The following is a 16254-nucleotide window of genomic DNA, read 5'->3' as shown; positions in this document are numbered from 1 at the left end:
GGGGTAAATGGCATGAATTATTTATTTTGGTTATATAGCTGAAATCGGCAGCAATTTCTCATCTATCCCGGCGTAGGCATTTCCCCGCCGGGAATGGCAGAGAAGATTCAGAACATCAGGATGCAGCTTCAAGCATTGCCAACTGCGGCGCCCGCTGCGTGAAGGCGCTGGGGTCTTCCTGTCGCTCCTGCTGTTCCAGTTGAAAGATGGCCGCCGCCTGGGTAAGCTGACGCGCCTGCTCTTCCAGCGATGCCGCCGCCGCCGCGGATTGCTCCACCAGTGCGGCGTTCTGTTGCGTGACGCTGTCCATCTCCGTCACCGCCTGACTGACCTGACTGATCCCCTGCGCCTGTTCGTCGGAAGCCGAGGCAATCTCGCCTATCAGATCGTTTACCTGCCGGATAGAGGTAATCACGCCGTCCATCACTTCGCCGGTTCGCACCACTTGTTTGGAGCCGGCGTCAACGCGTTCAACGGATTCCGCAATCAGCCCTTCGATTTCTTTCGCCGCCTGAGCGCTTTTTTGCGCCAGATTACGAACTTCGCCCGCGACGACCGCGAAGCCGCGCCCTTGCTCACCCGCGCGCGCCGCTTCTACGGCGGCGTTCAACGCCAGAATATTGGTCTGAAAGGCAATACTGTTGATCATGCCGGTGATTTCGGTGATTTTGTGTGAACTGGTGGCGATGCTTTGCATAATGACGCCAAGTTCCCGCTCCATTTCCCAGCCTTGTTTGACGACGGTGGCGGCATTCTCCGCCAGCCTTGTGGCCTGATGAACGTTATCGGCATTATGTTTCACCGTAATACCCAACTGTTCCATGCTGGCGGCGGTCTGTTGCAATGCCGAAGCCTGTTGCTCCGTGCGGGAAGAAAGGTCGTTGTTGCCCGCGCTGATCTCTGCCGTTCCCTGATAAATGGAATGGGCGCTGTCGCGGATGGTGGCAACCGTTGTTTTCAGGCTTTCCTGCATCTCTTGCAGATAGGGGATCAACTGACCTGCATCATTGCGACCAAAATTTTCCAGCGCCCGATCAAGCCGTCCCTCCGCCAGCGTGCGGAAATGCGCTTTAATCGACGTCAGGGGTTTGACTACAAAGTTTGACAGATAACGGTCGGTCAGCAGGAGGATGAGGGCGCCCGCGATCATGGCGGCAATCAGGATTTTTTTACACCAGTCGACCAGCGCATAGATCTGTTGCAGCGTATGGTTATCCGCGGACAAGGTCTGATAACGGTTCAACTCGGTGATAAACGATTCATTCAACGACTGAAAATCATCACGGAATAAACGACGGTACTCGGCAAAGCGTTTTTCTTGCAGGGTGCCCAGCATGGGCTGTAATCCCTGTTCGATCAGCTTGCTCCAGGAAGCGATCACGCTATCCACGACCTGTTGATCAATCTGCGGGTGCGTTTGTTGTTTGAATTTTTCAAGGTTGGTCTGGCTGCTTTTTAGTGCATCGACCGCTGAGGAAACCGTGACGTCAATGTCGTCCAACTTACCGCTTTGCATCAGCGTCATGGCCTGATTGAGGCGGATGGCGGCGCGCAACGCCTGATTATTGCCATCGGTCAGAGTATTTAATGCTTCTACCTGTGTATTACCGACGGTCAGGAAATGTGTCGCCTGATTAAGTGAGGATAAGGTGAACCATGAAACGCCCCCCCATAACAGCAGAAAAAGGCTGAGAATAATCAACAATACTTTCCTGATGGTGATATTTCGCAAAAAAGACATAGTGACTCCCGGTGTCAATATTATTTTAGCTATTAACAGCCTATCGGCAGTCGGAGCGATTATTTGCATACTGATTTATTATGAGCGTGGTAATGATATGTGCAGCGCAATACCCGATTCGCCAAAGCCAGAAAGTTGTGGAAAGATGGGGGCCTGACAATGTTATTCTGCTTCGCGTCGGCGACGATCCGTCGTGATTATGAAGCGGTTAAACGTATTTAATGTTGCTATTATGTGAACGAATTAACAATTGATTCAAATCCTGATATGCTGACGAGGCTGGACCGGGCACTCTATTACCTTACATCCACACGCTTACACCAGGCATGGACATCGAGAGCGGGAACAAGAGCGCCGGGCATAACGAAGACAATGAGAGCGAGGAGAAAGTCGTGCCAGAAGAATATCGTAAGCACGTAGCCGACCGGGCTGCACAGGGGATTGTTCCCAAGCCGTTGGATGCCGCACAGATGGCAGCGTTGGTTGAGTCACTAAAGCACCCACCCGCAGGTGAAGAAGACGTTTTGTTGGATCTGTTGACCAATCGTGTTCCCCCTGGCGTCGATGAAGCCGCGTATGTGAAGGCGGGTTTTCTGGCCGCCATTGCAAAAGGCGAGGCCGCTTCTCCTCTGATAACGCCTGAGAACGCCGTTGAGTTGCTCGGCACCATGCAGGGTGGTTACAACATCCATCCATTGATTGAAGCGCTGGATAATGACGCGCTGGCGCCGATTGCCGCCAAAGCCCTGTCTCATACCTTGCTGATGTTCGACAATTTTTATGATGTGGAAGAGAAAGCCAAAGCGGGTAACGATTATGCCAGACAGGTTATCCAATCCTGGGCGGATGCCGAGTGGTTCCAGTCCCGCCCCAAACTAGCGGAAAAGATTACCGTAACCGTATTTAAAGTGACCGGCGAAACCAACACCGATGACCTGTCGCCTGCGCCGGATGCCTGGTCGCGCCCTGATATTCCGCTGCATGCGCTGGCGATGCTGAAAAATGCCCGCGAAGGCATTGAACCCGATCAGCCGGGCGTGGTCGGTCCAATCAAACAAATTGAAGAACTGAATAAAAAAGGTTTCCCGCTGGCTTACGTTGGGGATGTGGTCGGCACCGGATCTTCACGTAAATCCGCCACCAACTCCGTACTGTGGTTTATGGGGGACGATATTCCTCATGTACCTAACAAACGCGGCGGCGGCGTGGTGCTGGGCGGTAAAATCGCGCCAATCTTCTTTAACACCATGGAAGATGCCGGTGCGTTGCCGATCGAAGTGGATGTCAACGATCTGAATATGGGAGATGTGATTGATATCTACCCGTATCGGGGCGAAGTTTGCCGTCATGACACCAACGAAGTGCTGGCAAAATTTGAACTGAAAACTGACGTATTGCTTGATGAAGTACGCGCGGGCGGTCGTATCCCGTTGATCATTGGCCGTGGGCTAACCTCCAAAGCCCGCGATTCTCTGGGGCTGCCGCCCAGTGACCTATTCCGCGTTTCCAAAGCGGTGGCGGCAAGCAGCAAAGGCTTCTCGCTGGCGCAGAAAATGGTGGGCCGCGCCTGTGGCGTCGCCGGTATTCGCCCTAACGAATACTGTGAGCCGAAGATGACCTCCGTGGGATCGCAGGACACCACCGGGCCGATGACGCGTGATGAACTGAAAGATCTGGCTTGCCTGGGTTTCTCCGCTGATCTGGTGATGCAATCTTTCTGTCATACGGCGGCGTATCCGAAGCCGGTGGACGTGACCACCCACCATACCTTGCCTGATTTCATTATGAACCGTGGCGGGGTTTCCCTGCGTCCGGGCGATGGCGTTATTCACTCCTGGCTGAACCGTATGCTGCTGCCGGATACCGTGGGTACGGGGGGCGATTCCCATACCCGTTTCCCGATCGGTATTTCTTTCCCGGCGGGCTCCGGGCTGGTGGCGTTTGCCGCCGCTACCGGCGTGATGCCGCTGGATATGCCGGAATCGGTACTGGTGCGCTTCAAAGGCAAAATGCAGCCGGGGATCACACTGCGCGACCTGGTTCATGCCATTCCGCTCTACGCCATCAGGCAAGGTTTGCTGACCGTTGAGAAAAAGGGTAAGAAAAACATTTTCTCCGGCCGGATCCTGGAAATTGAAGGTTTGCCGGATTTGAAGGTCGAGCAGGCGTTTGAATTGACGGATGCCTCGGCGGAGCGTTCCGCCGCGGGCTGTACCATCAAGCTGGATAAAGCGCCGATTATCGAGTATCTGAATTCCAACATCGTGCTGTTGAAATGGATGATCTCGGAAGGTTACGGCGATCGGCGCACGCTGGAGCGCCGTATTCAGGGAATGCAAAAATGGCTGGCGGATCCGCGACTGCTGGAAGCGGATGCCGATGCGGAATATGCCGCCGTTATCGACATCGATCTGGCTGAAATTAACGAGCCGATCCTGTGTGCGCCGAACGATCCTGACGATGCCCGTTGGTTGTCTGACGTACAGGGCGAGAAGATCGATGAAGTCTTTATCGGTTCCTGTATGACTAACATCGGTCACTTCCGTGCGGCCGGTAAGCTGCTGGATAGCCACAAAGGTCAGTTGCCGACGCGTTTGTGGGTTGCGCCGCCGACTAAAATGGATGCGGCCCAACTGACGGAAGAGGGATATTACAGCGTGTTCGGCAAGAGCGGCGCACGGATTGAAATCCCAGGTTGTTCACTGTGCATGGGCAACCAGGCGCGAGTGGCCGATGGCGCGACGGTGGTTTCCACCTCCACGCGTAATTTCCCGAACCGTCTGGGAACGGGCGCCAATGTTTATCTGGCTTCCGCTGAACTGGCGGCCGTGGCGTCGCTATTGGGTCGTCTGCCGACCGCGGATGAATACCAGACCTACATGGCTCAGGTCGATAAAACCGCGCAAGACACTTACCGCTATCTGAATTTTGATCGTCTGGGTCAATATACGGAAAAAGCGGATGGCGTGATCTTCCAGACAACCGTCTAAATCGCTATAGTTCACCGTTTCAGGGAGGCCATCGGGCCTCCCTTTTTTTGAGCCAAGTTTGCGAACTGTCACTGTGGTAATGCGACATGACCATTACACTGCTAACAGACATATCACTGAGGGTGGCATCATGGACTATGAATTCTTGCGGGACGTTACCGGGCAGGTGATGGTACGAATGTCGATGGGGCATGAAGCCGTGGGCCACTGGCTAAATGAAGAAGTAAAAGGCCGGTTGGATGTGCTGGATGAGGTGGAAGCCGCCGCCCGTTCGGTGGCGGGAAATGAGCACCAGTGGCGGAAAGTCGGACATGAATACACGTTGCTGCTGGATGATGAAGAAGTGATGATTCAGGCGAATCAGCTTGAATTTACGGTAGATGAAATGGAAGAAGGCATGCGTTACTACGATGAAGAAAGCCTGTCTCTGTGCGGCCTGGAGGATTTTCTGCGGCTTGTGGCGAAATATCGTGAGTTTGTCCAGCAACGCTAAATCAGCGCCTATCGGCTCAGCACGTAAGGCGCGAGGGTAACGCGTAGCAAGAGACGCCGGTTCTGGCGGGAAGAACCCCTGTTATCCGCCAGGTTGCCGGCGTGCGTCACCGGATGCAATCATTTTTTGCATCGCTTCATCCGACAGTCCGGTCACTGTGCGAACGACAGGCGCGAAGGAAAAATTGCGAAGCGACATGAAAAGAAAAAACAGAATCAATAAATGGTTGCCTGAGAACATAGGGGTTGGCGTAGTATGACCGGAAATGAAAGGTATGATACCCGGTAGATTTCACGATGCAGGAAGGTTAATGAACACCGCTCAGGTTGCCGCGATGCCGCGCGTATTGGTTGTGGATGACCAGCGTAAGATCCGTGATCCCCTCGCGGTTTACTTGCGCCGCCAGGCGTTTGATGTCCGCACGGCCGAGAATGCGGCGGGGATGTGGCTAATGTTGAAAAACCAACCGTTTGATATCGTCATTCTGGATGTCATGTTACCCGATGGCGACGGCATGACGCTGTGCCATCAGCTTCACCGGCGCACCAAAACCCCGGTCATTCTGTTGACCGCGCGCGGCGACGCGGATGATCGCATTCGGGGGCTGGATCTGGGGGCTGATGATTATGTGGTTAAGCCGTTCGAACCCAGAGAACTGGTCGCCCGTATCCATAGCGTTCTGCGCCGCAGCGCACGGCAGCACGTTGATCCTTCGCATGCTGATACGCGCAATGAGCGGGTGACTTACCATTTTTCCGGTCTGCATTTCGTACCGGCGATCGGTATGCTCAGCGACGACGAGGGCGCCGCCGTGCAATTGAGCACCATGGAAGGGCGTTTGCTGAGCGCCTTTCTGCAACACCCGCATTGTGTGTTAAGCCGGGATCGGTTGATCGATTTGTGTGTTCGCAAGGGCGATGTGTTCGATAGGGCGATCGATCGGCAAGTCAGCCGCCTGCGCAGCAAGCTCTCTCATTTCCTGCGCGATCAGGAATTATTGATTACGGTCTGGGGCAGCGGCTATCTTCTGGCTGCCGATGTGAGCATCCAGTCGGCATGAAGTGTATCACTCAATGTTTTCCCAGACGGATGGCCAACCAGTTGGCGTTATTGTTGGTGCTGGCGCTGGTGGTGTCTAACGTTATCGCCATCGCCTGCATTCAATTGACAGGCGCGCTGCTCCACCCGGTATCGCGCACGCTGGCGCTTGAGCGTTTGACGATTGCCTATCAAGCGGCGGAAAGTCTGTCAGGGACGGACGCCGGGCAACTACTGGGTTCCATGAATGCCAGCGATACCCGCTTCTGGATCGCCGCCCAACCCGATGTCAGCTCGTTTGATATGAAGTCCGAGGAGCGTCGATTGGCCGCGGAATTGGCTTCTCTTCCCCCGATAGCGCAGGATGCATCCATTGTGATGCAGCTTGAACGTACCGATGGCGGACTGGCGCGCGGGAATTTTTTCAGCATCGCCCGCTGGGAGCCGCTGCGACTTCGCACCAGCATCCGGCTACCGGACGGACGATATCTCAATGGGTTGCAGCACCCGATTCAGGCATATGAATGGAGCCGCCTGTTATCGTATTCGCTGCCAGTGACCAGCGTGCCGGTTTTGCTGATAGTGGTGTTCTTTATGCGGCGCGTGGTTCACCCGGTTAAGACGCTGGCCAACGCCACGGATCGCATCAGCCGGGGAGAATGGATCGCGCCGTTGCCGCTGTCCGGGCCGTAGGAAGCGCGTGAACTAACGCAGGCATTCAATGTGATGCAAGAGCGCATCGTCCGTCATATTGAGGGTAGAACCCGCATGTTGGCCGCCGTCAGCCATGATCTGAACACGCCTATTACCGAACTGCGGTTGCAGGTGGAACTGCTGGAGGATGGCGCCGCCCGCGACGATATGTTGGAAAGCCTGGCGGAGTTAAGCGCGATGGTGAATGAAACCCTTAACTTCGTGCGCGGCGACGCCATGCAGGAGCCAACGAGCAGCCTGTCGATTAGCGCGGTGCTCGACGATTTAGCAAAGCGCTACCGTAATTTGGGACACCCGGTGAACTGGGTAGGCGCCGAACCGATGATGATCCGCTGCCGGCCCTTGGCGCTCAAGCGCGCCCTGGGTAATTTGATCGACAATGCGATCGTGCACGGCGGGGATGCCGCCCTCAGTCTGTGGCGTGAAGGGGATAATATTCGCATTGAGATACTGGATCACGGTAAAGGCATTGATCCGGTCTGTCTGGAACAGGCGTTCGAGCCTTTTGTTCAACTGGCGCAACATCGCGGGCGCGAGGACGGTGAAATCGGCGCGGGGGTCGGATTGGGGCTATCTATCGCCCGCGCCTGTATTCATGCTCACGGCGGCGAACTGATTCTGGAGAATCGTCCGCCTGCCGGATTGTGTGCGGTGGTGTGGCTACCGCTGGATTAGAACGTGATGTTGGTGCCGAACCAGAAAGTACGACCGTAATTGACCGTGCCGTAGGTTTCATCATCCAGACGCTTGTCGTTCAGATTGTAAACCGCGCCGTTAAGCGCCACCGTACGGGTCAGCTGGTAAGACGCGCCGATATCCGCTGTGGTGTAACCGGGAGACGGTTCCGCGCTGATCGTATTGCCGAATTCTTTGCCGTAATAGTTGGCGGCAGCCCACAGTTGCGCTTTCTCGGTTACATTCAACTCGGTGCGCAGGTTGGCTTTTTGCTTCGGCGTCAGTGCCAGCGGCGCGCCCGCATTAGGACCGCTTTTCTGTTCTGAGTCGGTATAAGTGAAGTTACCTTTCAGAGACAAGGCGGGCGTAATCTGCCAGCCGCCGTTCAGTTCCACCCCTCTGATGACCGCTTTATCGACATTGATTCGTTCCATGATGATGAAGTTGTTCCAGCGTTCATCCGTGGTGCGCGTGGAAAGCTTGTCCCTGAAGTCGTTGTAGAACAAGGTCGCTCCGGCAGATAAGTTGTCGCGGTTGGACCAGCGCGTGGATAGCTCGTAGTTGGTGCTGGTTTCCGGCTTCAGATCGGCATTGCCGAACATGACGAACCGGTTACGACGCAGCACCGCGTAATCATCGATCACCGCACGCAGTTCCGGCGCTTTAAAGCCGCGGGCGACGCCGCCCTTGAAGGTCCATTCGTCATTCACATGCCAGACGCCGTAGAGGCGGGGGTTGAAATGATTGCCGTACTGCTCATGGTTATCCAGACGCAGACCGGTGGTCAGGGCAAAACTGTCGGTGAGCCGCCATTCGTCTTCGGCAAACAGCGCCTTTTGAATGACCTGGAATTTGTAATTTCTCTGATCGCCCACCCCCTGGTTCCAGTCATGCAGCGTGCTTTGATTCCATTGCACCCCGGTGGATACGATATGATAGTCGGTCGGCGCGACCAGTTTGGCATCAAATACCGTGTTCTTGATTTCAGGTTTGCGCCCCAGAACGTCGGCTTGGCTGGCGGTGGCGACACCTTCGCGGCTGGTTTTTTCCTGCGACAATGACACATTCGAAGTGGCCCAACGCCAGCGTCCTTCATGCGATACCGACCAGTGATCGCGATTGTTCTTTTGTTCGCGGGTGGCCCAGTTGGGGCTGGTGCCTTCGCCGTTTTTCAAACGCGTGGCGCCAGCTTCCAGCAAAATGTCGTGATTTTCCGTTGGGGTAAAGGCCAGTCGGCCAGTCAAATCCCGGTGGTCGGCTTTGGTGAAACCATTGGTCGTTTGGACATCATCATCAGCCTGACGATCCAGATAGCGGCCCCACAGTTGCAGGCCCACGAAGTCTTCAACGATTGGGCCGTTGAGATAAAATTGCGTCTGGCTGGCGTTGCCCTGATCGCTGTGCTGGCGCGCCGAATAATCATAGGAAACGGAACCGCCCCATTCTCGCGACACTTTCCGCGTGATGATATTAATTACGCCGCCAATGGCGTCCGAACCGTACAGCGACGACATCGGGCCGCGGATCACTTCGATACGTTCAATGGCGGCGGCTGGCGGGACAAAACTTTGTTCATACCCGGAATTGCCATTGACGCGGGAATCGCGTCCGCTCTGGCGCTTGCCGTCCACCATCAGCAACGTGTAGTCGCCCGGCATGCCGCGGATGGAGATATCCGTTTCGTTGGCGCCGCCATTCACCACCACGCCTTCCACGTTGCGAACCGCATCCCCCAGATTTTGTATCGAACGTTTACGCAGTTCTTCACCTTTGATCACGGTGATGGAGGCCGGGGCGTCTTCCTGATTTTGCTCAAACCCGGAAGCGGTTACCACCAGCGTATCGCCGGCCTGATCGTCTGCGTAGGCATAGAAACTCAACGGGAGCGCCAGCGCCAATTTGATGATGACGGCCAGCGGGCGTTTGTGAAAACGGGATTGCATGATAGGTATCTCTCTTGGAATTCATTAAATACGAATCATATTCATCTGCATTACTGAAAATTGGACAAAGTGTGACAACTGTCCGAAATTGGCGGTCAGAAAGGTTTGTCAAGTGGATAAAGGTTGGCGGCGTGCAAATGACGATGGTGGGGAGTGTTGTCAGGCATCAAACGCCAAGCCCCGTAAACGGGGCTTGGCGGAAAAACGTTATATTTCTTTTAAAACAGATAATTAGAACGGAATATCGTCATCAAAATCCATTGGCGGTTCATTGCTTTGCGCTGGCGTATTATTCTGCGCCGGACGTGGCTGCTGGGGTTGAGCGCCGCCGCTAAATGGGGTGCCGCCCTGTGGTTGCTGTGGCTGGCCCCAACCGCCCTGTTGCTGGCCGCCGCCCGCCGGTGCGTTGCCAGCACCGCTCTGACGTCCGCCCAGCATTTGCATGGTGCCGCCGACATTGACCACGATTTCGGTGGTGTAGCGGTCTGCCCCGGCCTGATCGGTCCATTTGCGGGTTTGCAGCGAGCCTTCAATATAAACCTGAGAGCCTTTGCGCAGGTATTCGCCCGCGACTTCCGCCAGTTTGCCGAACAGTACGACACGGTGCCATTCGGTTTTTTCTTTCTGCTCGCCGGTCTGCTTATCACGCCAGCTTTCGGACGTGGCCAGCGTGATGTTGGCAACCGCACCGCCATTCGGCATATAGCGAACTTCCGGGTCTTGTCCCAGATGTCCGACAAGAATCACTTTATTAACGCCTCTGCTGGCCATGCTCGAGTCTCCTGATGAATCGATAGATTTATTTTCTAAGTCTAAACGATCAATCTTAGCATGAGAAAAGTCTCTGTCATACCTGCGAAGCGCGATCAAAAATGAAGAAGAAGTTTGCAACCTTTACATCACGACTGGAATGGGTACTGGATATTCATTCAGCTTTTTTTGTGTCATAATTGCGCGTTTCGTACCGGTTGTCTCTGTCAGTGAGATGATGCAAAACCGTATTTATTCCGGGAAGCGTGTGAATGGATAAGATCGAAGTTCGTGGTGCTCGTACTCATAATCTCAAGAATATCAACCTGATAATTCCCCGCGATAAGCTGATAGTGATCACAGGACTGTCCGGTTCCGGCAAATCATCGCTGGCGTTCGACACCTTGTATGCCGAGGGGCAGCGACGTTATGTCGAGTCGCTTTCCGCTTATGCGCGTCAGTTCCTGTCGCTGATGGAAAAACCGGATGTCGACCATATAGAAGGTCTGTCGCCGGCGATCTCCATCGAGCAGAAGTCGACTTCCCATAACCCGCGATCCACGGTGGGAACCATCACCGAAATTCATGACTATCTGCGCTTGCTGTTCGCCCGCGTGGGGGAGCCGCGCTGTCCGCAGCACGATGTCCCGCTGGATGCGCAAACGGTCAGCCAGATGGTGGACAATGTGCTGGCGCAGCCGGAAGGGAAACGCCTGATGTTGCTGGCGCCGATTGTGAAAGATCGCAAAGGCGAGCATACCAAGACGCTGGAGAATCTGGCGACGCAGGGATATATCCGCGCGCGTATCGATGGCGAAGTTTGCGATCTGTCCGACCCGCCGTCACTGGAGTTACAGAAAAAACATACCATTGAAGTGGTGGTGGATCGTTTCAAAGTGCGTGACGATCTGGCTCAGCGTCTGGCGGAGTCGTTTGAGACGGCGCTGGAGCTTTCCGGGGGCAGCGCGGTGGTGGCCGATATGGATGATCCGACCACGCCGGAACTGCTGTTTTCCGCCAACTTCGCTTGTCCGATCTGCGGTTACAGCATGCATGAACTGGAACCGCGGATGTTTTCATTCAACAACCCTGCCGGGGCGTGCCCAAGCTGTGATGGTCTGGGGGTTCAGCAATTTTTCGATCCTGCCCGCGTGGTGCAGAATGCGGAGTTGTCGCTGGCCGGTGGCGCGATCCGTGGCTGGGATCGCCGCAATTTCTACTATTTTCAGATGCTGCGCTCGCTGGCCGAACACTACAAGTTTGATGTCGATGCGCCGTTTGAAAGCCTTGATGCCGCCGTTCAGAAGCTGATCCTGTCCGGTTCCGGCAAAGAAAATATCGAGTTTAAATACATTAACGACCGGGGCGATACCTCGGTGCGCCGCCATCCGTTCGAGGGCGTGTTGCATAATATGGAACGCCGCTATAAAGAAACGGAATCCAGCGCGGTGCGGGAAGAACTGGCGAAGTTTATCAGCAATCGCCCTTGCGCCAGTTGCCGCGGTACGCGTCTGCGTGAAGAGGCGCGTCATGTGTTTGTTGAACAGACGACGCTGCCGCAGATTTCCGATATGAGCATCGGCCATGCGATGCGCTTTTTCCAGAATATGAAGCTCAGCGGGCAGCGCGCCCAAATTGCCGAGAAAGTGCTGAAAGAAATCGGCGATCGCCTGAAGTTTCTGGTGAACGTCGGGCTTAATTATCTGTCGCTGTCGCGTTCGGCGGAAACCCTGTCCGGCGGCGAAGCGCAGCGGATTCGTCTGGCAAGTCAGATCGGCGCCGGACTGGTCGGGGTGATGTATGTGCTGGATGAACCATCGATCGGCCTGCATCAGCGCGATAACGAACGGCTGCTGGAAACCCTGATTCATCTGCGCGATCTGGGCAATACCGTGATTGTGGTCGAGCATGACGAAGATGCGATCCGCGCCGCCGACCATGTGATTGATATCGGGCCGGGGGCGGGAGTTCACGGCGGCCAGATTGTCGCGGAAGGCACGATGGAACAAATCATGGCGGTGCCGGACTCGCTTACCGGGCAGTTCCTTAGCGGCAAACGTAAAATTGAAATTCCCGAACGGCGTGTTCCGGCTGATCCAACCAAAGTATTGAAACTGATTGGCGCGAGAGGCAACAACCTTAAAGATGTCACGCTGACTTTACCGGTCGGGCTGTTCACCTGTGTGACCGGCGTATCGGGATCGGGGAAATCCACGTTGATTAACGACACGCTGTTCCCGCTGGCGCAGCGTCAGTTAAATGGCGCGACGCTGGCGGAACCGGCGGCCTACCGCGCCATCGAGGGGCTGGAACATTTCGACAAGGTGATTGATATCGATCAGAGTCCGATAGGCCGCACGCCGCGTTCCAATCCGGCGACCTACACCGGCATATTCACCCCGATCCGGGAACTGTTCGCCGGCGTACCGGAATCGCGTTCGCGCGGCTACAATCCCGGCCGCTTCAGCTTTAACGTGCGTGGCGGCCGCTGCGAGGCTTGCCAGGGCGATGGCGTGATCAAGGTTGAAATGCACTTCTTACCGGATATTTATGTCCCTTGCGATCAGTGCAAAGGCAAACGCTATAACCGAGAGACGCTGGAAATCAAATACAAAGGCAAAGGCATCCACGAAGTGCTGGAGATGACCATCGAAGAAGCCCGCGAGTTCTTTGATGCGATCCCGGCGCTGGCCCGTAAGCTGCAAACGTTGATAGACGTCGGGTTGTCGTATATCCGTCTGGGGCAATCGGCGACCACGTTATCCGGCGGTGAGGCGCAGCGCGTGAAGCTGGCGCGTGAACTGTCGAAGCGCGGCACCGGTCAGACGCTCTACATTCTGGATGAGCCGACCACCGGCCTGCATTTTGCCGATATCGAGCAATTGCTGGCGGTGTTGCATCAGTTGCGTGATCAGGGAAATTCCATTGTGGTGATTGAACACAACCTTGATGTGATAAAAACCGCTGACTGGATCGTTGATCTGGGGCCGGAAGGGGGCAGCGGCGGCGGCCAGATCCTGGTTTCCGGCACGCCGGAAACCGTTGCCGAGTGTGAAAAATCGCATACCGCGCGTTTCCTGAAACCGATGCTGGCGCGTGAATAAATCTGCGGGACGTTGTATGCAGGGAATGATGAGCGGCGTCTTTGTTTTATTCGCTGGCGCGGCGGCATCGCCCATTTCCCCCTGATCTAAATTTTCACCCAGGTCGCTGTTCAGAACGGGGGGTGTCATAACCATCTCTTGCGCTTATCAGGCCAGTCTGAGGAAAGCGAAGATTGGCCCGATGGATTTAATCGCCATGTACCAGGTCAGCAAACAGGTAAGGGCACCCAGTAGCAGCAACCCGCGCGGATAGGGATAGTTGTTCATCAGATCAGTGCGCCGCCAGCCGACGTACATAAACAGCGTCAGACCGATGGGCAGGATCAGCCCGTTGAATCCACCGGCAAACACCAGCAGCGCCGCGGGCGGCGTCCCCAGCAGCAGATAGATCAGCAGGGAGACGGCGATAAAGATCACCGTGGCCTGATTGCGCCCCCGTTCGGTAATCTGTGGTTTGAAGACGGTAACGAACGATATCGAGGTGTAGGCTGCGCCGATCACGCTGGTGATCCCGGCGGCCCACAAGATCAGACCGAATATGCGCAGGCCGAACTCACCGGCGGCGGCCTGGAAAGCTTGTGCCGCTGGATTGGCGCTCTGACCGGAGATATCGATAATGACGCCGCTGGCGACCACGCCAAGAATGGCGAGGAATAGCACGTAACGCATCACTCCAGTGACCATTATCCCGTGGAGCGCGGCTTTGGACACCTCATGGATGTGCTCGGCGCCTGTGGTTCCCTTATCGAGCAGACGGTGCGCGCCAGCATAGGTGATATAGCCGCCCACAGTGCCGCCGACAATAGTGGTAATGGTGGCGAAGTTGATATGATCCGGCCACACGGTCTGGCGCAGCGCTTCACCTAGCGGCGGATTGGAGGCATAGGCGACGAACAGCGTCAGGCCGATCATCATCAGACCGAGTACAATCATGACGCGGTCGACGGCGACGCCCGCCCGACGCGACAGGAAAATGCCGATCGCGATGACGGCGCTGAGTGCGCCTCCCCATTTCGGCGGCAGGCCGAGCATGGCATTCAGTCCGAGACCGGCCCCGGCAATGTTACCGATGTTAAACACCAGTCCGCCGAAAATCACCAGTATCGCCAGCAGATAGCCGCTGCCGGGCAGCGTGGCGTTGGCGATATCGGAAGCCCGCATCCCGGTCAGGGTCACGATACGCCAGACATTCAACTGCACGACGAAATCGATGAGGATCGAGGCGAGAATGCCGAAGGCGAAGGCGGCGCCCATGGTTGCGGTAAACGTTGCGGTTTGAGTAATAAAGCCGGGGCCGATTGCTGATGTGGCCATCAGAAATATTGCGGCGGTCAGCGAGGCGCGACGCTTTTTGGCAAAATCACCGGTTGCCTGAGTGGGCATAATGTGAGCTCCTGATGGTGGAAGGATTGCCGATAAAAGTGCAATCGCTGTGCCAAACCGATAGGGGCATCGGTACGTTGTTGGTTAACGCGGGTTGTTTATGGCGCCGCCGGGATTAACCAAACCGACAATCTGTGATCGGTTGCTGGCAGATTAAGCCCGGCGGCGGCGTCTTTTACTGAACGGCGGCGAAAGCCGCCGCAACGCGCTGAACATTGCCGTGGTTCAGCCCCGCCAGACACATGCGTCCACTGGCAATCAGGTAAACGCCGAATTCTTCACGCAGACGATCGACCTGCTGCGGGCTGAAACCGGTATAGCTGAACATGCCCCGCTGAGTCAGCAGATAATCAGCGTTATGGTTCGGCAATGCCGCTTTCAGCGCGGCGACCAGCGTTTGGCGCATTTCCTGGATGCGCGAGCGCATCGCTTCCACTTCGGCACGCCAGTTGGCATTCAGTTGTGCATCGTTCAACACGTTGGAAACGATCTGCGCGCCGAAGTTCGGCGGAGAGGAGTAGGTGCGGCGAACGGTTGCTTTTAATTGCCCCAGTACGCGTTGAGCGCTGTCGGCATCGTCACACACGATGGAAAGTCCGCCGACGCGCTCACTGTATAGCGAGAATATTTTGGAGAATGAGTTGGCGATCAACGCCGGAACGCCCGCACTGGCAATAGTGCGAATGGCATAGGCATCTTCCGCGATTCCCGCGCCAAAGCCCTGATAGGCGATATCCATAAACGGGATCAGTTCACGGCTGCTAACCACCTCGATAACGCGATCCCACTGTTCATTGGTCAGGTCCGAACCGGTCGGGTTATGGCAGCATGGATGCAAGAGCACAATGCTGCGCGTCGGTAATTGTTGCAGCGCGGACAGCATGGCATCGAATTTCACGCCCAGGCTGTCGGCATCAAAATAAGGATAGGTATGAACATTGAAACCAGCGCCGGAGAAAATGGCGATATGGTTTTCCCAGGTTGGATCGCTGACCCATACTTCTGAATCCGGGAAGTAATATTTCAGGAAATCGGCGCCGATTTTCAGCGCGCCGGAACCGCCCAGCGTTTGAATGGTAGCGATCCGGCCAGCGTTCAATGCCGGGTGATCCTCGCCGAACAGCAGGTTCTGGATAGCGGTGCGATAAGAGGACAGACCTTCCATCGGCAGGTAGGAACTTACACTCTTGGGTAATTGTTGCAGCGCCTCTTCCGCCGCGCTGACGGCGCCAAGCCTGGGAATGATATTTTGCTCGTTATAGTACAGCCCGATACTCAAATTTATCTTATCCGCGCGCGGATCCAGTTTAAACGTCTCCATCAGCGATAGGATGGGATCGCCCGCGTAGGCATCAACATTTTGGAACACAGCGTAGTTCTCCTGAATATAGTAGGTATCGAGTTATTGAACTGGGTTAGTCAA

At 55.6% G+C, this 16254-nt stretch carries 11 protein-coding genes; 6 read left to right on the top strand and 5 right to left on the bottom strand.

The features are described from left to right. Positions 1 to 115 precede the first annotated feature (115 nt). The gene (locus DES54_RS02000; RefSeq protein WP_113864952.1) at positions 116 to 1741 is read right to left on the bottom strand and encodes a methyl-accepting chemotaxis protein; all 1626 of its coding nucleotides are present in this window, start codon (positions 1739 to 1741) and stop codon (positions 116 to 118) included. 392 nt (positions 1742 to 2133) lie between these two features. On the opposite strand from DES54_RS02000, the gene acnB reads away from it, so the two are divergent. The 5 genes from acnB to DES54_RS18745 all read left to right on the top strand — a co-directional run bounded on the left by acnB (position 2134) and on the right by DES54_RS18745 (position 7651). Further along, positions 2134 to 4731, top strand: coding sequence for a bifunctional aconitate hydratase 2/2-methylisocitrate dehydratase (gene acnB / locus DES54_RS01995; RefSeq protein WP_113864951.1), 2598 nt, complete (start codon positions 2134 to 2136; stop codon positions 4729 to 4731). Positions 4732 to 4861: 130 nt separating this feature from the next. Continuing rightward, entirely contained in the window at positions 4862 to 5224 is a 363-nt protein-coding gene (gene yacL, locus DES54_RS01990; protein ID WP_113864950.1) for a protein YacL, read from the top strand. A gap of 310 nt (positions 5225 to 5534) precedes the next feature. Beyond that, entirely contained in the window at positions 5535 to 6284 is a 750-nt protein-coding gene (locus tag DES54_RS01985) for a response regulator transcription factor (RefSeq protein ID WP_113864949.1), read from the top strand. After that, positions 6281 to 6955 carry a HAMP domain-containing protein gene (locus DES54_RS18750; protein ID WP_240634902.1) on the top strand — a complete coding sequence of 225 codons (675 nt, stop codon included), beginning with the start codon at positions 6281 to 6283 and terminating at the stop codon, positions 6953 to 6955. The genes DES54_RS01985 and DES54_RS18750 overlap by 4 nt, the downstream gene beginning before the upstream one ends. Positions 6956 to 6988: 33 nt before the next feature. Then, positions 6989 to 7651: a sensor histidine kinase gene (locus DES54_RS18745; RefSeq protein WP_240634907.1), complete on the top strand. Its 663-nt coding sequence runs from the start codon at positions 6989 to 6991 to the stop codon at positions 7649 to 7651. Here DES54_RS18745 and DES54_RS01975 read toward each other — a convergent pair. Together DES54_RS01975 and ssb1 are read right to left on the bottom strand one after the other, a co-directional pair. Beyond that, entirely contained in the window at positions 7648 to 9594 is a 1947-nt protein-coding gene (locus DES54_RS01975; RefSeq protein WP_113864948.1) for a TonB-dependent receptor domain-containing protein, read from the bottom strand. The two genes, DES54_RS18745 and DES54_RS01975, sit on opposite strands and share 4 nt — an antisense overlap. Positions 9595 to 9825: 231 nt before the next feature. Then, on the bottom strand, positions 9826 to 10365 hold the full coding sequence (gene ssb1, locus DES54_RS01970; RefSeq protein WP_113864947.1) for a single-stranded DNA-binding protein SSB1: 540 nt from the start codon (positions 10363 to 10365) through the stop codon (positions 9826 to 9828). A 251-nt stretch (positions 10366 to 10616) separates the two neighbouring features. Between ssb1 and uvrA the strand changes: the two genes are divergently transcribed. Further along, a complete protein-coding gene (uvrA, locus tag DES54_RS01965; protein WP_113864946.1) occupies positions 10617 to 13448 on the top strand; it encodes an excinuclease ABC subunit UvrA in 2832 nt (943 codons plus the stop codon). A 147-nt stretch (positions 13449 to 13595) separates the two neighbouring features. Here the strand turns inward: uvrA and DES54_RS01960 are convergent, their stop codons facing one another. Both DES54_RS01960 and DES54_RS01955 read right to left on the bottom strand, forming a co-directional pair. Then, positions 13596 to 14831 (bottom strand): NRAMP family divalent metal transporter, encoded by a 1236-nt coding sequence (locus DES54_RS01960; protein WP_113864945.1) that lies wholly within the window; start codon positions 14829 to 14831, stop codon positions 13596 to 13598. 175 nt (positions 14832 to 15006) lie between these two features. After that, entirely contained in the window at positions 15007 to 16200 is a 1194-nt protein-coding gene (locus DES54_RS01955) for an amino acid aminotransferase (protein WP_113864944.1), read from the bottom strand. Positions 16201 to 16254 lie beyond the last annotated feature (54 nt).

This window comes from Brenneria salicis ATCC 15712 = DSM 30166, from assembly GCF_003315515.1.
Lineage (GTDB): Bacteria > Pseudomonadota > Gammaproteobacteria > Enterobacterales > Enterobacteriaceae > Brenneria > Brenneria salicis.
The sequence above is the reverse complement of the archived record's forward strand: the minus strand, read 5'-3'. Positions and strand labels throughout refer to the sequence as shown.